Source organism: Biformimicrobium ophioploci, assembly GCF_030270605.1.
Taxonomy (GTDB): Bacteria; Pseudomonadota; Gammaproteobacteria; order Pseudomonadales; family Cellvibrionaceae; genus Biformimicrobium; species Biformimicrobium ophioploci.
Window position 1 is genome coordinate 368,324 of the sequence record NZ_BSYJ01000004.1, and the last position, 23,185, is coordinate 391,508.

At 60.8% G+C, this 23,185-nt stretch carries 19 protein-coding genes and 1 pseudogene; 15 read left to right on the top strand and 5 right to left on the bottom strand.

Features of this window, described 5'->3' with window-relative positions; all coding sequences use genetic code 11:
• The first annotated feature begins 178 nt into the window (after positions 1–178).
• From QSJ80_RS11380 to QSJ80_RS11390, 3 genes and pseudogenes are all read left to right on the top strand, one after another.
• Entirely contained in the window at positions 179–619 is a 441-nt protein-coding gene (locus QSJ80_RS11380; RefSeq protein ID WP_285764576.1) for an ATP-dependent zinc protease family protein, read from the top strand.
• Between the two features lie 91 nt (positions 620–710).
• Positions 711–1,634, top strand: a pseudogene (gene rimK / locus QSJ80_RS11385) (30S ribosomal protein S6--L-glutamate ligase); the annotation flags it as partial.
• Between the two features lie 15 nt (positions 1,635–1,649).
• Complete coding sequence (locus QSJ80_RS11390) at positions 1,650–1,931, top strand: cation:proton antiporter regulatory subunit (RefSeq protein ID WP_434219180.1); 282 nt, start codon at positions 1,650–1,652, stop codon at positions 1,929–1,931.
• Here QSJ80_RS11390 and QSJ80_RS11395 read toward each other — a convergent pair.
• Entirely contained in the window at positions 1,928–2,737 is an 810-nt protein-coding gene (locus QSJ80_RS11395) for an SDR family NAD(P)-dependent oxidoreductase (RefSeq protein WP_285764577.1), read from the bottom strand. The two genes, QSJ80_RS11390 and QSJ80_RS11395, sit on opposite strands and share 4 nt — an antisense overlap.
• A gap of 97 nt (positions 2,738–2,834) precedes the next feature.
• Entirely contained in the window at positions 2,835–4,838 is a 2,004-nt protein-coding gene (locus QSJ80_RS11400; RefSeq protein ID WP_285764578.1) for an SGNH/GDSL hydrolase family protein, read from the bottom strand.
• A gap of 266 nt (positions 4,839–5,104) precedes the next feature.
• Here QSJ80_RS11400 and QSJ80_RS11405 point away from each other — a divergent pair, with 266 nt between their 5' ends.
• The 9 genes from QSJ80_RS11405 to QSJ80_RS11445 all read left to right on the top strand — a co-directional run bounded on the left by QSJ80_RS11405 (position 5,105) and on the right by QSJ80_RS11445 (position 12,396).
• Positions 5,105–6,511 carry an alanine/glycine:cation symporter family protein gene (locus QSJ80_RS11405; protein ID WP_285764579.1) on the top strand — a complete coding sequence of 469 codons (1,407 nt, stop codon included), beginning with the start codon at positions 5,105–5,107 and terminating at the stop codon, positions 6,509–6,511.
• 183 nt (positions 6,512–6,694) lie between these two features.
• On the top strand, positions 6,695–7,042 hold the full coding sequence (locus tag QSJ80_RS11410; protein ID WP_285764580.1) for a hypothetical protein: 348 nt from the start codon (positions 6,695–6,697) through the stop codon (positions 7,040–7,042).
• 232 nt (positions 7,043–7,274) lie between these two features.
• Positions 7,275–8,144 (top strand): hypothetical protein, encoded by an 870-nt coding sequence (locus QSJ80_RS11415; protein WP_285764581.1) that lies wholly within the window; start codon positions 7,275–7,277, stop codon positions 8,142–8,144.
• A gap of 63 nt (positions 8,145–8,207) precedes the next feature.
• A complete protein-coding gene (locus QSJ80_RS11420) occupies positions 8,208–8,858 on the top strand; it encodes an MBL fold metallo-hydrolase (RefSeq protein WP_285764582.1) in 651 nt (216 codons plus the stop codon).
• 12 nt (positions 8,859–8,870) lie between these two features.
• Positions 8,871–9,698 carry a DUF2799 domain-containing protein gene (locus tag QSJ80_RS11425; protein WP_285764583.1) on the top strand — a complete coding sequence of 276 codons (828 nt, stop codon included), beginning with the start codon at positions 8,871–8,873 and terminating at the stop codon, positions 9,696–9,698.
• 20 nt (positions 9,699–9,718) lie between these two features.
• Positions 9,719–10,156 (top strand): hotdog fold thioesterase, encoded by a 438-nt coding sequence (locus tag QSJ80_RS11430; RefSeq protein ID WP_285764584.1) that lies wholly within the window; start codon positions 9,719–9,721, stop codon positions 10,154–10,156.
• A 6-nt stretch (positions 10,157–10,162) separates the two neighbouring features.
• Entirely contained in the window at positions 10,163–10,903 is a 741-nt protein-coding gene (locus QSJ80_RS11435; RefSeq protein WP_285764585.1) for a M48 family metallopeptidase, read from the top strand.
• A gap of 47 nt (positions 10,904–10,950) precedes the next feature.
• Complete coding sequence (locus QSJ80_RS11440) at positions 10,951–11,331, top strand: DUF2750 domain-containing protein (RefSeq protein ID WP_285764586.1); 381 nt, start codon at positions 10,951–10,953, stop codon at positions 11,329–11,331.
• Positions 11,332–11,373: 42 nt separating this feature from the next.
• Positions 11,374–12,396, top strand: coding sequence for a zinc-binding dehydrogenase (locus tag QSJ80_RS11445; RefSeq protein ID WP_285764587.1), 1,023 nt, complete (start codon positions 11,374–11,376; stop codon positions 12,394–12,396).
• A gap of 71 nt (positions 12,397–12,467) precedes the next feature.
• On the opposite strand, the gene mnmH is transcribed toward QSJ80_RS11445, so the two are convergent.
• Both mnmH and QSJ80_RS11455 read right to left on the bottom strand, forming a co-directional pair.
• Positions 12,468–13,574 (bottom strand): tRNA 2-selenouridine(34) synthase MnmH, encoded by a 1,107-nt coding sequence (mnmH, locus tag QSJ80_RS11450; protein WP_285764588.1) that lies wholly within the window; start codon positions 13,572–13,574, stop codon positions 12,468–12,470.
• Between the two features lie 46 nt (positions 13,575–13,620).
• Positions 13,621–14,070 (bottom strand): CBS domain-containing protein, encoded by a 450-nt coding sequence (locus tag QSJ80_RS11455; protein ID WP_285764589.1) that lies wholly within the window; start codon positions 14,068–14,070, stop codon positions 13,621–13,623.
• An 89-nt stretch (positions 14,071–14,159) separates the two neighbouring features.
• On the opposite strand from QSJ80_RS11455, the gene QSJ80_RS11460 reads away from it, so the two are divergent.
• Positions 14,160–14,840, top strand: coding sequence for a tRNA/rRNA methyltransferase (locus QSJ80_RS11460; protein WP_285764590.1), 681 nt, complete (start codon positions 14,160–14,162; stop codon positions 14,838–14,840).
• 327 nt (positions 14,841–15,167) lie between these two features.
• Positions 15,168–15,662, top strand: coding sequence for a hypothetical protein (locus QSJ80_RS11465; RefSeq protein WP_285764591.1), 495 nt, complete (start codon positions 15,168–15,170; stop codon positions 15,660–15,662).
• Positions 15,663–15,737: 75 nt separating this feature from the next.
• On the opposite strand, the gene selD is transcribed toward QSJ80_RS11465, so the two are convergent.
• Complete coding sequence (gene selD / locus QSJ80_RS11470; protein ID WP_285764592.1) at positions 15,738–18,017, bottom strand: selenide, water dikinase SelD; 2,280 nt, start codon at positions 18,015–18,017, stop codon at positions 15,738–15,740.
• 160 nt (positions 18,018–18,177) lie between these two features.
• Here selD and QSJ80_RS11475 point away from each other — a divergent pair, with 160 nt between their 5' ends.
• A complete protein-coding gene (locus QSJ80_RS11475) occupies positions 18,178–23,148 on the top strand; it encodes a DUF748 domain-containing protein (RefSeq protein WP_285764593.1) in 4,971 nt (1,656 codons plus the stop codon).
• Positions 23,149–23,185 lie beyond the last annotated feature (37 nt).

The window sequence follows — 23,185 nt, forward strand, 5'->3', positions numbered from 1 at the left end:
TGAAAAATATACAGTAGAGGCTGGTGGTACTGGGAAGCTTGTAACTTCCGCACGACTGCGCTTCTGTAAATTCTTGCCACATCCCATTGATAGGGGGCACACTTGAGGGATAAACATAGCGGGTAGTGGGGCAGGTCCCTCGATCCCACCTTGACCAACAGTGTTCAAGCATATCGTGATGAAAGAAAGCGAGAAATTGATCGTCGGCGCGCTGGAGTGCTGTGATCTCCCTGATCTGGACCTCTTCAATGTGCAAATGCGAGTAGATACCGGTGCGGCCACATCGTCTCTGCATGTAGACAACATTGAGGAATTTGAAAAAGACGGCAAGCGCTGGGTTAACTTCGATATTCATCCCGACGTCCATAATGTGGATACCGCCGTCAATAAAACGCTGCTTTTGAAGGGTAAGAAAGTCGTAAAAAGCTCTTCAGCCGACAAGGAAAAGCGTTTTGTCATTAAGACCGCCATTCGCCTGGGTGGGCAAAGCTGGCCAATCAAGCTGACCCTGACGGATCGCTCTTCCATGAAAAACCTCATGTTGCTTGGCAGGGAAGCAATGGAGGGGCATATCCTGGTGGACCCGGGTCAGGAGTTCCTGGTGTCGGAAGAAGACTGAGGAGTGCCGACTGGCTGGTTATTTTAGGTTTGGGTTTTCAGCAATTTGAGACTCGCGTTTTACGCGCTGGAAGAATTCAGGTAGGAATGGAATGAAATTAGCAATATTGTCATGTGGCCCAAAGGCCTACAGCACGCAGCGGCTCAAAGATGCCGCCCTGCAGCGTGGCCACAAAGTCAAGATTCTGAATACGCTGAAGTTCGCGATAGACCTCCAGCGAGGGGTCCCGGACCTGCACTACCGGCAAAAAGTCCTGAGCGATTATGATGCCGTGCTTCCACGGATTGGTGCATCGATTACTTACTATGGTACGGCTGTGGTGCGACAGTTCCAGGAAATGGATGTGTTCTGCGCGAATACCGCGCACGGCATCAATAATTCTCGCGATAAATTACGTAGCCTGCAGCTTTTGAGCAGGCATCATATCGGTATCCCGAGGACCGCTTTTGTAAGGGACAAAAAAGACGTGCTGCCGGCGATCGAGCGTGTTGGCGGTGCCCCGGTCATTATCAAATTGATCGAAGGTACACAGGGTATCGGCGTTTTGCTTGCTGATACGGTAAAGGGTGCCGAATCGATCATCGAGCTGCTGCAAAGCCAGAAACAGAACGTACTGATTCAGAAGTTCGTAGCGGAAAGCAAGGGCAGGGACATCCGGGCGATCGTGGTTGGCAATCGTGTCGTGGCAGCGATGCGGCGCGTCGCACAGGGGCAGGAATTCAGGAGTAATGTGCACCGCGGTGGCATCGCCGAGGCCGTTGAGCTGTCGGAGGAATATAAGGAAACAGCGGTAAGGGCTGCGCAAATCATGGGCCTGCAGGTCGCAGGCGTTGATATGCTAGAAAGTAATACCGGGCCGCAAGTTATGGAAATAAACTCATCGCCCGGTCTGGAAGGCATCGAGTCTTGTACCGGCCTGGATGTCGCAGGTGCAATTATCGAATACATTGCGGCGCAGGTGGACTTTCCCGAGATCGACGTGAGGCAGCGTCTCACCGTCAGCAAGGGGTATGGTGTCGGCGAAATTTATATCCCTGAAGGTTCAAACTTTGTTGGCAAGACCATTCTGGAAACTCAGCTGCAGGAACAGGATATCAACGTGCTGACGCTCTATCGCGGGTCAAAGGTAATTCCAAATCCAAAGAAGGGGCGTGTTCTGGAGGCCGAGGACAAGCTGCTTTGTTTCGGGAAAATGGAATCCATGCGGGGCATGATCCCTGCCAAAACCCGCAGGCGCAGGAGTCCGGCTATTATGGAGCTGCCGGAGGATTTACCAGAAGGTAACCATCCGGACGAAGAAGCCCAGGGCTAAGCCAGCTGGCTTGCGGTTGTTTCGATGGCCGTCATTACCTCGGCGCAAAGTTTCCTGTCCTTTGCGCTGGGGTGCGGTTCGGCAAAGCGGCCGCTGTCGTTATCAAAGTATTTCCCAGAGGCGCTGGCGAACTCTTCTGAAAGTGCCGCCTTCAGCAGGATGTCGACCCCGATATTGATATCCTTGCCCGCCACTTCAAAACCTTCCTTGACCATCTTGCTGGCCAGCAATGAGCCCGGGTTTACCGCGATTATGGCGGGGCCATTGTCGCCCAGTTGCTGCGCAAGTTCACGCGACCAGATGGTGAGCGCCAGTTTGCTCTGTGCGTAGGCACTGAAGTCGTCAGCAATGTGATTTTTGCCGGCCAGTGCCTGTGGATCAACCGATGCCTGTGCCGCTGACGACAGGTTGATCACGCGCGCATCCGCGTTCAGCAGCGGCATCAGTTTTTTGGTCAGCAGCCAGGGCGCAATGGTGTTGACCATAAAGCGCACATCGAGGCCATTTTCCCCGATTGGTTGCGCGGTCTTGAACACCCCGGCGTTATTGATCAGCACATCGAGGCTTGAATGCCTGTTCGCAATCGTTTCTGCCAGTGCAGTAACGTCGTGGGCACGGGAAAGGTCAGCCTTGTAGGTTTCTACCGGGCCGCCACTGGATATAGTCGACAGGGCTTCTTCGGCAGCGGCGAGTTTGGCCGCGCTGCGGCCGTGCACCAGGACCCGGTGCCCCGCGGCCACTAGCGCGCGGGCTGTCGCCAGGCCGATGCCATCGGTGGCGCCGGTGATCAGGATGGTTTTGTGCACGTATTGCCTCTTGTCTTGAATCGCCTTGGCATTGTTTATCGTAGAACGGAAATAAAAAAGGGCACTTTTCAGTGCCCTTGCGAGTTGCTCAGTTTTCCTAGAACGCGTACTTCAACTGCAGGCTGGCAGTCTCGCTCACCGGCCGGCGCGCGTAGTTGCCGCTCAACTGGAAGTTCTGGGTGATATTCCAGTTCACCCCTAGCAGGGCGCCGACGCCGCCTTCGAACAGGCCGGTATCGACACTGTCGTAGCCGCGCATGGCGTTCATGTTGCCCGCCATGGACTTGATGCCCACTTCCACCTCATCGCTGTCGGTACCTTCGCTGTCCTCATACCAGAGTTCGCCATAGGCACTGAGGCTGCTCCACTGCTTTGCCGCGAAGGCGCCGGCACGGAAGTTGGTGAGGCTGCGCTCCTGCTTGCCGAAGTGCATGCCGAACGGATCGAGCATGCTGCCATTGCTGTCCATGTAGGTCAGTTCGGTAATGGCGTCCTCGGTGTAACCGTCCACATCCACGACCGTGCGGGAGATGCTGAGCAGTGGCCCGGCGTTGACGGTGTCGAACAGCACATCGGCGCCCACGGTCAGGGCATAGGCGCGGGACTCGCCCGCGGTCTCGCCGCCGATCTCGTTCTGGTAGCTGCCGAGGGAAAGCTTGCGCTTGACGCTGTCGTAGTCGGTTTCGGTCTGGGTCATGCTGGCTTCGAAGAAGGCCTTGCCGGCATAGAAGCGGCTGAACAGGCTGACGCTGCTGGAGTCCGAATCCATCATGCTGCGGTTGTCTTCGTAGTCCACGCCGCCGTTACTGACAGCGAGGCCGATTTCCAGCTGGTCGTTGACCGGCAGGCTGCCGCCAATGAAGTTGCCGTCGAACTCGCCGCTGCCACTACCGTTGAAGGCCAGCTGGTAATCCACATCACCAAAGGCGTTGGCGGCGAACAGGCTACGCTCGCGCGCGCCGTAGCGGGAGGCGGCGAGGTTGTTGCTGAGCTTGTTGTCGTGGGTGATGCTGGCACGCAGGCCGATTTCCGGCAGTGCGCCGGCGGTAAAGGATGCGGTGATCACGCCGGCGTAGTAATCCGCGAGCATGGCCTGTGCGGCGACGGTCGGGTGGATACCATCGGCGGAAATCAGCTTGCTCGGGTCGTCCATCGGCATGCCGGCACCGTACTGGGAGTTGTTGCAGGCGCCGCTGTAGCAGCTCTGTGACTGGTCCAGCGGAATACCGGCGCCCGGTACCTGCAGGTCTGTGGCAAAGCCGAACAGGCCGGGGTTCTGTGCGGCAATCTGGGTAATGCCGCGCATATCCATCAGCAGGACGCCGTCGATGTCCTTGGCCAGGCTTATCAGGTTGTTGTTGTAGGTTTCTGCGGCCACGTTGGCCAGGTCAATCGCGTCCTGGCCGCCGGCTGCGGCTGCCGGGCTGCTGCCCACCAGCGGTACCGTAGACAGCACTACGTATTTGGCGCCGGCGTCAGACAGGGCGCCGGCGGCCTGGGACAGCATGGTGGAGGTAGTCAGCATCAGGTTCTGGGTGTCTGCCAGTACCTGGTTGAATACTGCCGGGAACTGGGTCGGGTCGGTAATGGCGCCCAGCGCTGCAGCGGCGCCCTGTACGGCAGCAAACACGTCATTGCCGCCGCCGTTGATGTAGTACAGGGCATCGGCATTGATGCTGCCGCCACTCAGTTCGAGGAAGCCCTGGCCACTCAGGTGCGGCTGGCCGCCCGGTAACAGTGACGAGTACTGGCTGAAGTAGTCGCTGTCCACACCCGGGTGCAGTGCCATAAAGGCATCGCGGCCAATGATGCTGGTGAGGACGTCCGCCGAGCGGGCGCCGCCCATGGCCCAGTTGGTGCCGTTTTCGATTAGTGAAGGTGCCAGGGTGTCGAGACCCAGCTGGTTGGCCAGCTGGTTGATGGCGATATCCTCGCGCTGGCCGCTCTCGGTGGCAACGGACAGGTTGCCGGCATCGGTGAGGCTGTCGCCGAAGGCGTAGATGCCGGAATAGGGGGTATCGTCGCCGGCCAGGCTGCTGCTGGCATAGGTCGCGCCGGTGGTTGCAAGGGCAATGGCCAGGGCCAGATTGCGGGTGCGCATGTTGATGTCTCCGGGTTGTCGGTCGCAACCGCAGACTTGCGGCAGGACCATATCGTTATTCTTCTTTCGATTCGTCCGATTCGTCTCTCAGTACCGCATTGCGACGATTTTGCGTCGCAAGCCCCATGAATACACTAATTCTGCGCGAATTTCACTGTTTGCTGTGTCCATCCCGGGGGGCCGAACCGCTCACGGGATGAACGGCTGGCCCTTGCCCGTGGCGCGCTGTTAGACTCGAGGGCTTTGCTGGTAAAGGGAAAACAGATATGGAGTTCTTCCATCGGATCGAGGCGGCGCTGGCCGCGTTCGCATCGTTTGTATGGGGTACACCGCTACTGGTGCTGCTGGTGGGCGGTGGCCTGTACCTGCTGCTGTACTCGCGCCTCAAGCCTTACCGCCACATGGGCCACGCGGTCGCGATCCTGCGTGGCCGCTACGACGACCAGCGCGATCCGGGCCAGATTTCCCATTCGCGCGCACTTTCCACTGCGCTGTCAGGCACCCTGGGCCTGGGTAATATCTCCGGTGTGGCCATCGCCATTGCCGTGGGTGGCCCGGGCGCGATCTTCTGGATGTGGATCACGGCCATCGTCGGCGTGGCGACCAAATTTTATACAGCCTCCCTGGCCGTGATGTTCCGCGGCAAAGACAGTGCCGGCGAGCTGCAGGGCGGTCCCATGTATGTAATCCGCGAGGGCCTGGGCAAGCGCTGGATGCCGCTGGCGGTGCTGTTCTGCGTGGCCGGTTTGTGCGGCAACCTGCCGGTATTCCAGGCCAATCAGACCGTGCAGCTGCTGCGCGAATCCTTTGCCGTACCCATGGGGCTGGTCGGCGAGGGCGGCAGCCTCGGCTTCGACTTTATTGTGGGATGCCTGATTGCGGCGGCTACAGCCATCGTGATTATCGGGCGCATCCAGCGCATCAGTGCCCTGGCGATCCGCCTGGTGCCGGGTATGGTGCTGTTTTACCTGGGGATTGCGGTATATGTCATCGCTACACACTTCGAGCAGGTGCCGGCAGCGTTCGCGCTGATCTTCACCGATGCCTTTACCGGTGCGGCGGTCGCCGGTGGTGCCCTGGGGCATGTGATCAAGACCGGTGTCAGCCGCGGTGCCTTCTCCAACGAGGCGGGCATCGGAACCGAGTCCATGGCCCACGGTGCGGCCAAGACCCGCGAGCCCATCCGCGAGGGCGTGGTGGCAATGATCGGCCCGGTGGTGGACACCCTGATTGTGTGCACCTGCACGGCGCTGCTGATCATCCTCACCGGCGTCTGGCAGGGCGGTGCCGAGGTGCAGGGCATCACCATGACGGCCACGGCATTCGAGCAGGTATTCCCCGGTGTTGGTCGCTGGCTGCTGTTGTTCATGGTGGTACCGCTGGCCTTCACCACCATCGTTGCCAACTGGTATTACAGTGGCAAGTGCCTGAGCTTCCTCGCCGGTGCGCACACCCAGAAGTACTACACCCCGGTGTATATCGCGCTGGTGGTGATCGGTGCAGTGGCATCCATGGATGCGGTCAACAACATCATTATTGGCATGTACGCGATCATGGCGATCCCCACCATGGTCAGCACACTGATGCTGGCGCCGAAAGTGAATGCCGCGGCGCACGATTACTTCACGGCCCAGGCGCACGAAAGCCAGCCGGAAGCCTCGAAAACCGCCTGATGCGCAAAGCGGATGTCGGGTGCCTCTTCTCTGTGGCGCCCGCCTCCGCGCGACTTGCGTCCACCCCGTCACAATTCCATTTACGCATCTGGCAGATCAGGTGTGACCGTCTAGTGTTATCCCTAGGCCGTGGCCCACGAGGCTGCGTGAGGCGCGCTACGCGCATGAAAACGGGGTGGCACGATGAAAAAAACTCGAACGCTCGGCACCAGCGGTATTGCACCGCGTGACATTACCCTGTTGCGCTCACTGGTGGCGCTGTACAAGGAGCGCCTGCGCGACAACTGGGAGTTTGTCCCGGGCGAGGCGGATGTGCAGTTGCAGGATGCGGAGGAGCGCAGTGCAGGGGCGGGGCCGTTCCGCATTGTGCTGACCTCTCGCACCGATACCCTGGGCCTGTGGGTGCTGCGCCGGCCGGTAAAGGCGCCGCTGTTGCTTACCATGCTGAATCGCATCAGTGTCAGGTTGGACAGTTTGCCGGCCCGCTATCGCCGCGAGCCGGTTGCCCCGGCAGTGCCGAACCAGGCCTGACCGGCTTCACACTTTACCCTTCCAGCACGTCGTACCGGTCCCAGCAAGCACTGCCAGGCTGGTACGCTCTTCCTATTTTCCCGTTCAGGTGATAGTTTTGAATGCTTGCACGGGCGGTTCTTTGTGCGAACAGAATTCCCGGGCGCGTCCCTGTCCTGTCCCCGCCCGGGGAAACCATAAAAACAAATAATCGCGTACTCAACGCGAGGTCCCGGCATATTGGGGGATATCCATGCAAGATATCGTATTGCTGGCTGTACACGGAATGGGTCCGACCTCGGACAATTTTGCCGAGCCGGCTTTTTCTGCACTGCGCAAAGCCATGGGCGATGCCTTCAGTGGTGTGCACACCGCATCCGTCTACTACCAGCCTATCCTGAACGAAAACCAGGAGCGCCTTTTCGATGCCATGAAAAAGCGTGAACTGGACTGTCATCGCGCGCGCAAGTTCCTGCTGCAGGGGCTGTCCACCGGCAGTTGCCTGAACCGCAATATCGAAGAGAAAGGCGGGGTTTACCAGCAGGCACAGGAGCTGCTGTACAGCACGCTGGACACACTGTTCGAAACCTATGGCGACCTGCCGGTGGTCCTGCTCAGCCACTCCAGTGGCTGCGACCTGGTTTCCAACTATATCTGGGACGCACAGAAGCCGGGTTGTAACCATGGTGTCTGGCGCGACGGTGGCCCCGGGAATGTGCACAAGGGTTCGAAAAAGGACCTGTTCCTGCGCCTCAAGACCCTGCGCCACTGGTATACCCTCGGCGCCAACAAGCCGCTGCATACCGCTGGTATGAGTCGAGACCAGATCCAGTCGGTCAAGACCAGCACCTGCGGCTACAACTTCCGCTGGAAGAACTTCTACCACCCGAACGACATCTTTGCCTGGCCGCTAAAGCCGCTGAGCCCCTCCTACAACCAGAGCGTCTACAAGGACCTCGAGACCGTCACCCTGGACCAGTGGACCGAGTCCGACGCCGCCTGGCAGCTGGGGGTGCACAACAGCTACTGGACCAGTGAGACCGTCCTGCAGTCCCTGCTCGAGGATATTGCAGTGCTGCGCGGCGGCTCCCGCGTGGAACTGGCCCGGGCACAGGCGGTGTGACGGGCAGCAGGGCTTGGATCGGGGTATAATCCGTGGCTTTCCTGCCTGAACCCGAGGTTATCCATGGCCCTGCAATTCCACTCCGTTCCCGTTACTCCGTTCCAGCAGAACTGTACCCTGCTGTGGTGCGATGTTTCCGGCAAGGCCGCGGTTGTGGATCCGGGTGGCGATATCGAGCGCATCCTTGCCGCCGTCAGTGAGCGCGGTATTGAACTGGAAAAGATTCTCCTTACCCACGGCCACCTGGACCATGTCGGTGGTACTGCGGCGCTGGTCAAGCAGCTGTCGCTGCCGATCGAGGGCCCGCACCAGGAAGACGCTTTCTGGATCGAGCAACTGCCCACCCAGGCGCAGATGTTCGGTTTTCCCGCCGTTGAGGTGTTCACCCCGGGCCGTTGGCTGCAGGGTGGCGACAGTGTTACCGTGGGCGAGGAAACGCTGGAAGTGCTGCATTGTCCCGGGCATACCCCGGGCCACGTGGTGTTTTTCCACCGGGAAAGCAACCTGGCGCTGGTGGGTGATGTGCTGTTTGCCGGCTCCATCGGCCGCACGGACTTCCCCCGTGGTGACCACGATACGCTGGTGGCTTCCATTCGCGAAAAACTCTGGCCGCTCGGCGACGAGGTGCGCTTTATTCCGGGCCACGGACCCATGTCCACGTTTGGGCATGAACGCGCCAGTAATCCTTTTGTTGCCGACAAGAGATTCGGATAACAGGAAACATCAATGAAAAACCTGACCGGGGTATTTGCTCGCTGTTGCGCTCTGGGACTGCTGCTGGTGCTCGGCGGCTGCGCCACCATTTCTCCAGAGGAGTGCAACGAGGGGCTCTGGTACGAGCGCGGCCTGCACGATGGCAGTCGCGGTGTAACGGAAGGGCATATCTACAAAATCGCCCAGGCCTGCCAGCAGTACGGTGCCCAGGTGGATACCGAGGCCTGGCTGGCCGGGCGCGAGCAGGGCCTGGAGAGTTACTGTACCCCGGAAAATGCGTTCCGTATCGGGCGCGTTGGTGGTGCCTATCACGGCGTCTGCGCATTTTTTGGTGATGATGCATTCCTGCGCGAATTGTATCGCGGCCGCAGTTTTTACGAGCGCGAACACTACGCGCGTGATCCCTATTACGGGTACTCGCGTTATCGCGGCTACGCCGATGGCTACTGGGTTTATGACCCGTTCCTGCGCACACGGGTTTATTACTCCTATTACCCAAACACCCTCTACCGTCGCGGCGATACTGACACCGGTGCCGATGCGAACCAGGGAGCGGAGACACCGCCAACCAATCCAGGCGACGAGCCGCTGCCGGACGACGGCGAGCCGGGCACAGACCAGAGCCGCCCCTGGCCGGGTGAGCGACCAAGGCAGGAGCCGGTGCCCGAACGGAATACGGAAGTGCGCCGCAGCGGCGCGACAGGAACCCGCAGTGTTGAGCCCCGTACGTCCTCTCGCAGCAGTACCCGCTCGCGGCCGAGGATGGAACCGCGTAAGAGCGCTGCCCCTCCGCCGTCACGCCGGCGTGGTAGCAAAGAGTCCGAGTCGCAACTGCGCTAAGCAATCGAATCAGGTAAGTAATGAACGACTGGAAACATCGGCCGGGACTGGAAGTTCTGCAGGCCTCCTGTGATACCTGCATGCCCGGCCACCTGGGTATCCGTATTACCGAACAGGGTGACGACTCCCTCGCTGGTAGCATGCCGGTGGACCAGCGCACACACCAACCTATGGGCATTTTGCACGGCGGCGCGAGTGTGGTGCTGGCGGAAACCCTCGGCAGTATTGCCGCCAACCTGATGGTGGACACAGAACGCTTTTACTGCGTGGGGCAGGAGATCAATGCCAACCACCTGCGCCCGGTCATGTCCGGAGAGGTCACTGGTGTTGCCCGCGCGGTACATGTCGGCCGTCGCAGCCAGGTGTGGGAAATTCGTATCAGCGATGCGGCCGGCAAGCTGGTTTGCATCTCGCGCCTGACCATGGCCGTGGTCGAGATTCCCCAAGCGAATCAGTAGCAGGTCATGACAGGACTGTTCCAGGCGGAGTCCTTTGGGGCCGCACAGCGCGAATTTCATTGCGAGGACATCCGCTATCGCGTGGTGCGTTCCGCGCGACGCAAGCGCGTCGGGCTGGTAATGACTGCCGCTGGCGTTGAAGTGCGCCTGCCCATGCGTTGCGCCGAGCGCCACGGGCATGACTTCCTGCGTGCCAACCTGGCCTGGGTCAGGCGCCAGCTGCAGCAGCGCCAGGCGCGCCAGGATGAAATCCCGCAATATCAATACCGCTTCGGAGCCCACCTGCCATGGCTTGGCGCCATGTTGCCGGTCCAGCGCGCGCCGGCAGCCAGTGCGGGTGCTATTGTTGCCGGAGATGCAATACGGGTGTACACGCGTTCACTGGCGCCGGATGCCGACCAGTTGCAGGATGCCCTCGAGCGCTTGTACAAGCGTGAAGCGCAGGCGTTGCTGGAGCAGAAATCCCGCGCCCATGCGGCGCGCATCGGCGAGCAGATTGCTTCGGTGGCGGTGCGCCGCACGCGCAGCAAGTGGGGCCACTGCACCAGTGATCGCAGGCTGCAGTACAACTGGCTGGTATGCCAGGCACCGGAAGCGGTAGTGGATTATCTGGTGGCGCATGAAGTCAGCCACCTGCGCCATATGAACCATAGCCCGGACTTCTGGGCACTGGTTGGTGCGCACTGCCCGGGTTACCGGGAGCTGCGCTGCTGGCTGAGAAACAACGGCCATCGGCTGGTATTGTAAGCATTAATTTTCAGGCGCCTGTCGTGCGCCATTTCAGGAACTGAAGCGTGAGTAATTCGCAGGAAAATATCGAGCCACTATCCGAAGACGCAGAAGAGAACTTTGCGCGTTTTATTGCCGACGGCCTGGATAACGGCGTGGTCTTTACCCTGGAAGGGGATGAAGGTTTTGCCCTGTGCGCATCGGAGCGTTCGGACAATGCGGACGTAATGCCGTTCTGGTCGCAGCGCGCGTTTGCCGAGGCGCTGGTTGCGGATGACTGGGCGGATTACAAGGTGGTTGCCATCGACATGGAAGAGTTTGTCGATGACTGGCTCACCGGCATGCATGACGATGTCATCATGGTGGGAATCAACTGGACCGAAGACCTGGAGGGGCTGGAGGTGGAACCGCTCGACCTGCTCGAGACCATCGAAGCCAATATCTGAACTTCCAAAACAAACAATAAATAAAAATAACCAGAACCTATTATGCAGGAATCCCGTCGCGTCTGGCGTACGCAGAAAGCCGGTGCCATTCACAATCTCAAACTGGTCGAAGAAAAACTGGCTCCACTGGAAGCGGAAAAAATCCGTATCTCGGTGGCGTCGGTCGGGCTCAATTTTGCCGATATTTTTGCGCTGACCGGCCTCTATTCCGCCACCCCGGATGGCAGTTTTGTTCCCGGGCTTGAATTTTCCGGCACCGTCAGCGCCATCGGTGACTCCGCGAATACGGATCTCAAGGTGGGGGATCGCGTATACGGTTGCATCCGTTTCGGCGGCTATGCGGATACCGTGGATGTGCTGCCACAGCATTGCCGGAGGCTGCCGGATGGCTGGCGTTTCGCCGAGGGCGCGGCATTCCCGGTGCAGAGCCTCACGGCCTATTACGCGCTGACGGATCTCGGCGCGGTCAAACCGGGACAGTTGGTGCTGGTGCAGAGTGCTGCCGGTGGCGTCGGCCTGCAGGCCATGCGTATGCTGCGTGAAATGGGCGCTGTGCCGATCGGCACGGTCAGTTCGGAGAGCAAGAAAGCTTTCCTGCAGGGCCTGGGCTTCGAGGAAGTCATTGTGCGCGACCGCGACTTTGCGTCGCAGCTCAAGGCACAGCTCGGCGGCCGCCCGATGCACGCGGTGCTGGACGGTATTGGCGGTGCGGTGCAGAAGGCCTCGTTTGATGCGCTGGCGCCGACAGGGCGGCTGGTGGTGTTTGGCGCGGCGGAATTTACCCCGGGTGATAAACCCAGCTGGCTGAAGGCGGCGTGGTTGTACCTGAAGCGGCCGCGTTACGATGTGATGGGCATGATCAGCGATAACAAGTCGGTACTGGCTTTCAACCTGATCTGGCTGTGGCAGGAGCAGGCACTGTTCGACAGCTTGTTGGAAGGCTGTGCTGGGATGGGGCTGCCCGCGCCGCACGTCGGGCACGAGTTCCCGTTTGAGCAGGCGCACGAGGCGATTGAGTGTCTGCGCAGCGGCGGGTCTGTGGGGAAGGTGGTGTTAAATCTATAACTGGGGTCAGAGTGTTCACTCTGACCCCACCCATCTGATTTCCGGGGTCAGAGTTTTTACTCTGACCCCATTCATCGTTTTGACTCTGACCCCTCTTGTTCTGCCAGCCAGTCCGCCACCTGTCGCCAGTCCCCCCGGAACAGGCGCTTGCCCTGCTGTTGCTCCAGCTGGTAGCCGTACATGCCGTCGTAGTAGCCGGACAAAAGCACTTCGACCACCGGCACTATGCCGTCCGCAGTACCGTCGGAACAAAAAACGGTGCCCGCCGCTTCCAGCTGCTCGTCCAGTTCCCGATAACGCAATCCACCCAGGCGCCTTTTGATGCGGCCGAGGTTTCCGCGCAGGTCCTCGATCATGCGTGGGCGCGCTTCCTCGCCGAAATACTCTACATACTCCGGCAGCCGGTCGGTGACATAGTCGCGCACGATACGTTGCGCGCGCCGCCCGGGTGGCTCGTCCACCAGCACCGTGGGTGAGGCCTTGAGCTTGTGCAGGAAGTTGGTGGGCAGGGCGCAGCGCCCGATCAGGTGGCTTTCGTCTTCGACAAAAATCGGCCCTTCGCCCAGCTGTTCCAGTTTCAGCAGCGCAATGCTGAGCGCGTTCTCGAACGAAATCTGGCTTGGCTGTGGTGCCAGGTTGCGGCCAAAGGCGGAACCGCGGTGGTTGGCCAGGGACTCCAGGCATACCGCGCGCCTTCTATGGCGCAGCAGGTCGGTCTTGCCGGAACCGGTGGAGCCGGCAATGACGATAAACGAGAGTTTTTCGGTCAGTCGCTCCAGCTGTTCCAGCAGGCAGGTGCGCATGGCCTTGTAGCCGCCGATGACCAGCGGGTAGTCGACGCCAGCCTCGCGCAACATTTTTTGTGTAGTGCGCGAGCGCAGGCCGCCGCGAAAGCAGTAGAGGTAGCCCTCCGGGTTGTCGTGGGTGAATGCGCTCCAGTCCTCCAGGCGCTGGGCGCGGACTTTTTTGGTAGCCAGTTGCCAGCCCAGTTCGATTGCCGCGTCCTGTCCCTGTTCCTTGTAGCGGGTGCCCACCTTGGCCCGCTGGATGTCATCGAGCAGCGGCACGTTGCGCGCACTGGGGAAGGCGCCCTTGTTGAACTCTACCGGGGCACGCACGTCCATCAGCGGTACATCGTTGAGGAACAGTGACAGGTAATCGTCGGTATCAGGGCGCAAGTCAGGCTCCGGCGGTGGCATCGAATTGCCGGGGAGTGTACCGGATTCAGGCGACCTCGTCGTCGATGGGGCTGTAGAGCTCCGCCAGGTGCTTGGCGCAGTAGCGCAGTGCATCCGCCACCGTAACGATGCCCACCAGCTCCCCCTCGCGCATGACCAGCACGCAGCCGATATGGGTATCGGCCATGGCCAGCAGGATCTTATCCAGCGGGTCGTGGATATCGGCAATGTAGGGCCGGCGCGCGCACACATCGCGCACGTACAGGTCCTGCTCCTCGAAGCGGTGACCCGGGCTGTAGGCGCGGTCTATGTCATTGGCGGAAATCACGGTTTCCAGGTCGCCATCGCGGGTGACGGCAAGGTGATGCACTTTGTGTTGCGACATCATCTCCGAGGCCTCAGACAGCGGCGCGTCCACATCGATATGATGGGGGAAGGGCGTGGTCACCGCCGCCAGGGACGGCATATGATTGGGTTTGTGGTTGGAAGTCGCCATAATCACACGCTGTATTGGAAACAGTGAAAGCATAGGGTAGAGCAGCCGCCGCCGTCATCCGCAGTGGCGCCGGTTACCACCAAAAATCCATGGAAATTGTATTTGTCCTGCATTCCCCCAAGGTCCCCGAGAATGTCGGCGCCGCCTGTCGCGCCATCAAGACCATGGGCTTTTCTGAATTACGCATTGTGGCCAGCGATGCACACCTGCAGAAGCCTGCGCGGATCCTCGCCCATGGTGCCGGGGATATTCTGGATAACTGCAGCGCCTTTGACGGGCTGGGTGAGGCGGTGGCGGACTGCGAACTGGTGGCGGCCACCTCGGCCAAGCCGCGGCTGCAGTTCCGCGAACTGCTGGGCCCGGCTGAACTGAGAGATACGCTCAGGCAGCAGCAGGGCGCTGTGGGGCGCGTGGCACTCGTATTCGGCTGTGAGGAATCCGGTCTCAGTAACGCGGATCTGGCCCACTGCCATGTGTTGACCAGCATTCCGCTGGCGACCAGTTTCCCGTCTCTGAACCTTGGCCAGGCGGTCATGCTCTATGCGTGGGAGCTTTCCCGCATACCGGCGGAATCCCCAGAATCCGGCCTGCCAGCTTCGGGGCAGCTTGAGGCGTTGCGGCAAAAGCTGGGGGAGCTGTTGCCGGCGCTTTCATTCGAGCCGGACTCCACCCTGCACCGCTGGGCACTGGAAAAGGTGAATCGTGCCAGTGCCAAGGATATCGGCTTCCTGCATACCCTGGTGGCCAAGATATTAAAAAAGCCCCCCTGATATCCGCGGATATATGTGCTAATTAAATAGTGGGTGCCGATATCTAATTAACGGCGTTGCACTTTTCCAATATGTCGTTATTATGCGCCTCCGGTTTCAATTCCGAACCCGACTGCCGGCCTGTCCATATGGCCGGCTCATAACGCTATGGGAAATATCCGGTCATTTCATTCAATAAAAGGATGGCCGGGTTATTTAGCGCGACACTGTCATAAAAATTAAAACTTGCCGCATATGAATGCGGCCGGTATCGCGATATCCGGAAATGATATTAACGCCCGCCAGCGCAGAGGCTGGTGGCGAATATTGAATAATGAAGGAACGCAGATGCAATTAGATTTCGACAATATTGAGCAGCAGATTGCCGAGCACAAGGCAAAGATTGAATTTCTCGAGGAGCAAAAGCAAAAGGCGGAACTGCGCAAGCAGGGCCTGATTGCCTTTGACAAGGCGCTGGTCAACCTGGCCGCGGAATACAAAATGGAAGAGCACGAATTCTACGATGCCCGCGGTGGCGATATCGTGGAGTGGCTGCTGGGCCAGTTGAACAATGCGGAAGCGCCGGAGTATATCTCCACCCTGAAAGCGCGCGTTGCGCGTGTGGTGAAGCGCGAGGAAGGTGGTGCGCCGAAGCGCGTGAGCAAGGCCAACGGCAAGGCTGCGAAGGCACCGGAGCCGAAACTGGAAGTTGGCTCCTATCGCAACCCCTACACCAAGAACGTTATTGAAAAGAAAAAGCGCAACCCGAAAGAGCTGAACGAGTGGGTCGAAAAGTATGGCCTCAAGATTGTCCAGGGCTGGAAATTCAAGCCTGAAAGCTGATTTGCTCGCGCCGGGGGCGTTAGACCCGGCACTTCGCCGTTGACGCTTTAGAATCAGTAGCAGGGCGTAGCCTTTTTAAAGCCGGTAATCCGCGAGGGTTACCGGCTTTTCTCTTTTCAGCATCACCTTGCCGATAATCGCCGCATGGGAATAACCGGCCGATTTCAGCTCCGCAATACACTGGTCGGCACTGGCCTCTGGCACAGATGCCAGCAGGCCGCCGGCGGTCTGCGGGTCTGCCAGCAGGGCCCAGTGCGGCAGCGCCGCCCAGCGTGCCGCGTTGTTGACCTGTTCGTAGGCCAGCGCATTGTGCGGGTGCAGGCTGGAGAGCCAGCTGTTTTCCGCGCAGCTGGCGGCGCCTGGCAACAGCGGCAGCGGTTCTGACCAGAGTTCGGCGCCCAGTGCCCGGGTATGCTGTGCATCCCGACCGGCGTTGTTCTCGGCCAGCATTTCCAGCAGGTGCCCGAGCAGGCCGAAACCGGTCACATCCGTCAGCGCACTGCTGCCGGCACGGAACAGAATCTCCGCAGCGGGACCATTGCTCAGCAGCATGTTGTCCTGAGCCGCCTGCAGCCAGCGCCCCTTTGCCTCGCCAAAACCCTCGGCGGCAAATACCGCACCGACTCCCAGGGGCTTGGTCAGGATCAGCAGTTCACCCGGCGCCACGCCGCGCTTGGCGACCAGTTGTTCCGCATCGGCAAAACCGTTGACTGTCAGTCCCAGCTGGAACTCGGTGCCTTCGCTGGTGTGACCGCCGCTCAGTACGCTTCCGTGGCGATTCAGCTCCATCACCACCCCGTCCATGACCAGTGCCAGGTCGCGCTCGGTCAGGCGCCCGGCCGCCAGTGGCATGGTGGCAAGCAATTGTGCGCTGGCCGGGGTTGCGTGCATGGCAAACAGGTCCGACAGCGCGTGCAGTGTGGCAATGCGCGCAAAAATCCACGGGTCGCGTACCAGCTGGCGCAGCTGGTCGGAACTCTGCACCAGCAGTTTGCCCGGCGGTACCTGGAGCACCGCCGCATCATCGCCAATACCGGTCAGCAGGTGTTCACTCTCCTGTGCGGGTACGCCCGCCAGCGCACGCTGCAGCGCATCCGCCCCCACCTTGGCGCCGCAACCATTACAGCGCATGCCGTGAAAGGATTCGCCGCCGCGGCTGTCCACCCGTTCCGGCGCATTCTCACGCCGCCACAGGCCCGGTTTGGTTTCCTCGCTTTCCACCATCGGGCGCAGTTCGCGGAAGCGCTGCATAAACTGCTGGTCGATATGGTTCTTCCAGCGCCACATGTGTGGCCCGGCCAGGGCGAAGCCATTGCGGGTAGCCACAGCGCGCTTGTCGCCGCAGGCGAGCATGCTGAGGAAGTCCCGCTGCGGCCGGAATTTTTTCAGCGGTTTACCGAGCAGGGTGGCGCGCAGGTTGTGAAACAGGAACGGTGCCTGGCGCACCGCGTAAACGCCGGCCTTGGGCAAAGTGCGTGGGCTGAATGCGGCGACATCACCGGCGGCAAAGATGCGCTCGTGGCTGCTACGCAGGGTCTCGTCTACGCGCACAAATCCGGCCTCATCCAGCGCGAGTCCCGTGCCTGAAAGCCAGGCCGGTGCTGCCGCCTGGGTGCAGAGGAATACGGCATCCAGCGCCAGGGTTGCGCCGCTGCTGCTGGTCAGGCCGTCGTCATTGATTGCTGCCACATCCCAGGGCGCATGCACGCGGATGCCGAGCCGGCGCAGTTCCCTTGCTGCCAGCTTGCGCGCCATCAGCGGGTAGCCTTCGGGTACGTTTTTGCTGCGGCTTACCAGGTGGATATTCACACGCCCGCTGTGAAGCCCATCCTGCAGGGCGTGCGCCATGGCCATGGCGATTTCACAGCCGCCGGCACCGGCGCCAACCACCGCCAGGTCGAACGCCCTGTGTTCCTCACGGATCTGCTGGCGCAGCGCCTGCCAGTGCGGATAAAAACGACTGATGGGCTTCACCGGGATGGCGTGTTCCGAGCCCGGTAACTGGTGCGCCGGGGTGGCGCCGGTATCGATGGAAAGGAGGTCGAAACCGATGGGCGGGTGCCCGTCCAGTGCAATCTGTCGTGCCTCGCTGTCGATACCGGTGGCGCTGCTGACGATAAAGCGCGCGCCAACGGCGGCGCACAGGCGGGTCAGGTCGATATGGGTCTCGTCGTAGCTGTAGTGGCCGGCAATCAGGCCCGGCAACATGCCGGAGTAGGGTGTCTGCACCTGCGGTGATATGAGTGTCACGCGCACACCGGGCAGCGGCTTCATGGCCCACATCATCAGTGTCAGTGCGTGGGCGTGTCCACCGCCGATCAAGACCAGGTCCTGGTAATTGGGAGAGTCCTGCATGCCTGTTCCGTGTTCCCGTGAAAGTGCATCGTCTGGGTCGCAACAATGATACGCGCAAATGCGCCGGCACAGGAGTGGCGCCTGAACCCAAACGGCTAACGCCTACAATGAAATCATCAGGCGCAACGATCAGTTAGCAGCCCCATAACGGAAGTAGGCGTTGTCACCCGGAAGTCAACCTGAGCAAGTCGGCCATGACCAAGACCGCGGCACCGCGCTGCTGTGGGGCCTTGCCGGTGTTGCGCTGGTGCTGGCGCTTTTTTCGTTTTGCGTGTCGCTGGTTTTACCTGGGGTGGTCGAGCGCTGGCTGCGCGCAGAGGGCATCGAAGCTGAAGTACAGCATGTCGATATCGCACCGCTACCACTGAGGCTGGTGTTGCACGGCGTCAGCGGGCGCAATCGGGACGATCGCGGTTTCAAAGTCGATCACCTGGCGCTGGATTTTAGCTGGTTCGGCCTCCTGCGCCGGCGCCTGCAGCTGCAGCATATACTGCTGGACGGCGTACACCTGGACGTGGCGCGCAAGGCACCGGGTGCAATAAACGGAACGCCTTCAACATCGGAAACGCCGAACACCAAGGGCACAATCGAGGTCGCCGGCTTTACCCTGCCGATCCCCGGGGAGGCCGATGACGGGGATGGCGGTAGCGCCTGGGGGCTTCGGGTCGACAACCTGCGCGCACTGGACACGGCCCTGTGTCTGCACGACCTGGCAACCGGGGAGGCCGCGCAGGCAACGGAATGCGCGCAGCTGTCGCGCCTGCACCTGAAACAGCTGGCATTTCATCCCGGTAGTGATGAGCGCGGCCCCGCATTGCGGGTGGATGACCTGTCGCTGGCATCGCTTGTGTTACGCGAGCCCGGCAGCGGCCGCCGCGATCTTTCCCTGCACAACCTTTCCCTTAGCGGCCTGATGCTGGACGACGGCGCCTTCGATATCGACCAGTTTGCGTTCCAGCGTTTTGCCGGTTGTGCGTCGCCGTTGCTGCAGCAGCTTGCCTCACTGCCGCAAACGGAGCACTGCCTGGAAATTCGTGCGCTGTCGCTGTTCGGACCCCTGGGCATGCGCTGGGGGGATGCCGCAGACTTTCACTGGCAGGGCGCGGAAGTGAGCGGCCTGGCACTGCGCCTGCGCAGTGAGTACCGGCCGCTACTGCAGTTGCAGCAGGCACGCTTTGGCAAGGGCAAGTGGGCCGCCAGCAGCCAGGTGCTGGACCTTTATGACGTCAATCTCAATGGTGCCCGTTGGTGCCCGCCACGGGACCTGGCGCGATGGGCAGAGGCGAGTGGCAGTGCCTGTCTCGGCATTGCGACATTTGGTTTTGATGATTACCTGCGGGTACGACTGCGCGACAATTTCGCGCTGCAGCTGCCGGATATACACCTGCGCGATCTCAGCCTCACAAACCCGGATACGCCGGCGAAAGGCGTGCGGCTCGAGTCTGTGGATCTGGATAGCCTGGACTATGTACAGGCACGCAAGCGGGCCGTATTTGGCAACCTGGCCATCCGCGGCCTGCAGGGATGTTTGCCGGAGGCATGGGCACTGCCGGATGTCGCCTGTATCGAACTGCCGGCGCTCACCTTTAGCGGACGCAGCGAACTGAAACTCGGTATCGCGGAAGCCGATGCGGCGGGTGAAGACAGTTTCGGCATCGCCACCGGTGCGCTGGCACTGGAGCGGTTGGTGCTGCGCAAGAAGGGCGCGGCCGAGCTGCTGGCAGTACAGGGGCTCAACTGGCAGGGCGCCATCTTCCTCGGCCCGGAGACGCCGTTTTCGATGCGCGATGGCAGCCTGGACAAGCTGGACGGCTGCCTGCCGGCGGGCCTGATTGACGACGTCAGCGAGCCACTCTGTGCACGCGCCAGCAACCTGAAGATCGGCGGTCGTCTGCATGTCGCGGTCAGGGAGCTTGCCGTACTTGATAGTGAAGAGGATAGTGGAGGTGACGAAGAATACGCGGTACTGGTGCAGGTAGACCGGCTGCAGGCCGATACGGCCGCATTTGTCAGTCGCGATGGCGGCCCCGGCGCACAGAGCATTGCCCTGACCGGGCTGGATGGTACGGGGTTTGCGCTGCGCCACCAGTGGCAGGGCGATTCGGCGCCGGTGCAGATCGAGGACAATGCCATTGCGCTTGAGCAGCTGCAGCTGGAGACCCTGGCCGGCTGCCTACCGGTTGCCTGGCAGCAGCTGCTGTATGACGAATCCCCTATTCCCGCAGACTGGCCATTGTGCGGCGATGCAAAAGACCTGGTATTCGCGCAGCCGCTGGCTATCTCTTACGACGAAGGTTTCTTTCTGGAGGCTGCCGCAGTGGAGGCGGAGGCCTTCTCACTGCGCGATCGCGACCAGCTCGACATGCTCGATGTTGCCGGGCTGTCGGTGCCCGGGGTACACATGGACTTCACCGCTCCGCAGGGCCCGTACCCGGTGACGCTCGATGGCGTGACGGCACAGCGGCTTTCCGGTTGCCTGCTGCCGGCCTGGCTGCCGGAGGATTTTGCCAGCCTGGGCCTGCCGCGCTGCCTGGCGCTGGACGGCCTGGATGGCGGGCAAAGTACCGCCCTGCAGATCAGCGGGGACAGTAGTGAGTCTGTGGAGGCCAGCGGCAGCGTCACGTTGCGCAAGGTGGCGCTGGGAAATACGGCGCAGATGCCCGCGAATATCGTTGCGGAAGAGTTGTCGTTCCGTGGCCTCGCCTTTGATGCGCAGCGTATAGCGCTGGAAGCGGGCAGCGCCACAGCAATGCGCATTTGTGGTGTGCACTTCTGGCTGGAGCCGGCGGAGCGCTGGATTCCGGATTGTTTTGCCTGGCAATCAATGTCCATCGATGGGCCGGCGGAGCTGCAGTACGACGGCCCATTTGCGCTGCAGTTATCCAGTGGCAGTGTCGGCGGCTTTACTGCCCGCGCCACGCCCAACGCAAATGTGGAATACCGCGTGGACCAGCTGTCTGTTGCCGGCCTGTATATGGATGAAACGCTGCTGTCCTTTGCCAGTGCCAGTACCGCGGGGGTGGCCGGCTGCGCGCCCAAAGCCGGTAAAGGCGAGCTGGCACCCTGCATCACCCTGGATGTCGCGAACCTGGACGCCCCGCACCGGTTTGAGTACGCGCGCACTGGCGAATGGGATTTCTACAACACGTCGCTCGCCGGATTGGAAATGCGGGAGCCGACGTTCCCGGCTTCCACCCCGGGGCCGCTTTTTGCCATCGGCCGTCTGTCACTGACACGGCTGGAGCAAGATGGCGCATATGTGCGCGCTGATGACATGCAGGTACAGGGTTATGCCGGCTGCATGGCGCCCGGTTATGACGAGAATGTACATCATTGCCTGTGGATGGATGAATGGTTTTTCAGTGGCGAGACCACCGACGCGCTGACCGCCAACATGCTGGTGGACTTTCGCGAGTTTCGAGTTGCGAATTTGCGGGTGGAGGATTTACTGGAAACCCGTGAGCGTATCCAGGTCGGCAGTGCCAGACTCGGCGCCGGCAGCTGGGATGAACAGCGACAGCAGTTGTCCACGGACGACTTCTCCCTCAGTGATGTCGACAGCTGCCTGCTGTTCAACGGCGGTCGCGACAAGCAGGTCTGCGTGCGCGCTGGCACAGTGGCGATGCAGGACGCGGTACACCTGGATCTTTCCAGTGACTTCTCCTGGGTTGCCGGTGAGGTAAACATCGACACACTGGAAGTGGTCGACAAAACGGCGGAGCGGGTGACGCTCACGGTATCCGATGCGCGTATGCTCGGGCTGTCGATCCTGCCCGGCCACTGGACATTGCAGGCGGGCGGCGCGCGCGACCTGAAACTGCTCCAGCGGCAGGGTCATGCGCTACTGGTGGCCATGCACCCCTGGCACTTCGATGTGAAGGAAGTGGAACTTGCGGGCCTGGATTACCAGCAGGAACAGAACCGCCTCGTGCTGGACTCACTGCGGGCGCTCGGGCCGAACGGTATGTTGCAGCGCGAACTCGATGGCCAGCTGACCATTGATGAGGAAATCGCTGGTACCCGCGGCATGACTTACGAACAGTACATGGCGGAGCGCGATCGGGAACTGGAGCGCAACCCCTTTACCTACCGGGTTGGCGACGTGCAGATTGCCGACGGCAACTTCAGCTGGATCGACGCCACGGAGCACTACGAGTCGCGCCTGCCGCTGAGCAAAATCAATGTCGCGGCGACAGGGCTGGATACGGCGCCGGAAAGCCCGCCGGGCAAGCTGTTGTTCGGTGCGCAGGTCGGTCGATACGGGGACTTGCAGGTGGCGGGGAATATTGCGCCGCATACCGGCAACGTCAATGCCGACCTGACGGGCTATATCTCCACGGTCAACCTGATTCCCGCAAATCCCTATTCGGTGGACCTGCTGGGCTATACGGTGCAGCAGGGTGAGCTGGATGCCAAGTTCAATATTCACATCGTGGATAACCAGCTCGAGGCACAGAGCCGGGTGGTGCTGAACAAGATCAAGGTACGCCAGGTACGCGACGAGGAATCCCTGGCGGTTCCCATACCCAAGACCCTGATCCCGCTCAGTTGGGCACTGTGGATCATGAAGGACGGGCAGGGCAACGTGAGCTTCAATATGCCGGTGAGCGGCGATATCGAGGACCCGGAATTCAACCCGAGTTTCGTGTTCAGTATCCTGCTCCAGCGCGCCATCATGGAGGGCCTGTTCAGCTACTTCACGCCCGTTGGCTTCTATACGCTGGCGCGCCACGCCTGGCGCCGGATTCGCACCCCGAGTTTCGACCCTTACTATTTCGAGCCGGGCTCATTCGCTGTGCAGCCCGGTGACAGGCAGCTTCAGGAAATGATCGAGGTGCTGCATGAGCACCCGGATGCGCGCCCGGGCATCTGCGGTATTTCGGTAGGGGAGGACTGGCGCCTGCTGTTTCCACAGACGCTGGAGCAAACCCTGGCGGAAACCGACGATGAGGATGCGAAGCTTATGCCGCCGAGGATTACTCGCCTGATGTTGCAGAAGCTGGCGGCGGATCGCTCACGCGCGATCCAGGACGTGCTGGTGGAGGGCGGCATCGAGCCGGATGAGTTTATCGAGTGCCGGCCGGAGTTTCTTTATAGAGATGAAGAGCCCCGGGTCGAGTTTAGCTACTAAAGCTAACTCACTCGCTCTGGCGTTGTTGAAAGTCTGC

Bases quoted from the DNA above. Each gene is read 5' to 3' on its own strand.
- QSJ80_RS11425 (WP_285764583.1), top strand. From the start codon at position 8,871: ATGAAAAACCTGACCGGGGTATTTGCTCGCTGTTGCGCTCTGGGACTG.
- QSJ80_RS11465 (WP_285764591.1), top strand. From the start codon at position 15,168: ATGCAATTAGATTTCGACAATATTGAGCAGCAGATTGCCGAGCACAAG.
- QSJ80_RS11420 (WP_285764582.1), top strand. From the start codon at position 8,208: ATGGCCCTGCAATTCCACTCCGTTCCCGTTACTCCGTTCCAGCAGAAC.
- QSJ80_RS11460 (WP_285764590.1), top strand. From the start codon at position 14,160: ATGGAAATTGTATTTGTCCTGCATTCCCCCAAGGTCCCCGAGAATGTC.
- QSJ80_RS11400 (WP_285764578.1), bottom strand. From the start codon at position 4,838: ATGCGCACCCGCAATCTGGCCCTGGCCATTGCCCTTGCAACCACCGGC.
- QSJ80_RS11455 (WP_285764589.1), bottom strand. From the start codon at position 14,070: ATGGCGACTTCCAACCACAAACCCAATCATATGCCGTCCCTGGCGGCG.
- QSJ80_RS11435 (WP_285764585.1), top strand. From the start codon at position 10,163: ATGACAGGACTGTTCCAGGCGGAGTCCTTTGGGGCCGCACAGCGCGAA.
- selD (WP_285764592.1), bottom strand. From the start codon at position 18,017: ATGCAGGACTCTCCCAATTACCAGGACCTGGTCTTGATCGGCGGTGGA.
- QSJ80_RS11405 (WP_285764579.1), top strand. From the start codon at position 5,105: ATGGAGTTCTTCCATCGGATCGAGGCGGCGCTGGCCGCGTTCGCATCG.
- QSJ80_RS11415 (WP_285764581.1), top strand. From the start codon at position 7,275: ATGCAAGATATCGTATTGCTGGCTGTACACGGAATGGGTCCGACCTCG.
- QSJ80_RS11430 (WP_285764584.1), top strand. From the start codon at position 9,719: ATGAACGACTGGAAACATCGGCCGGGACTGGAAGTTCTGCAGGCCTCC.
- QSJ80_RS11410 (WP_285764580.1), top strand. From the start codon at position 6,695: ATGAAAAAAACTCGAACGCTCGGCACCAGCGGTATTGCACCGCGTGAC.
- QSJ80_RS11445 (WP_285764587.1), top strand. From the start codon at position 11,374: ATGCAGGAATCCCGTCGCGTCTGGCGTACGCAGAAAGCCGGTGCCATT.
- QSJ80_RS11380 (WP_285764576.1), top strand. From the start codon at position 179: ATGAAAGAAAGCGAGAAATTGATCGTCGGCGCGCTGGAGTGCTGTGAT.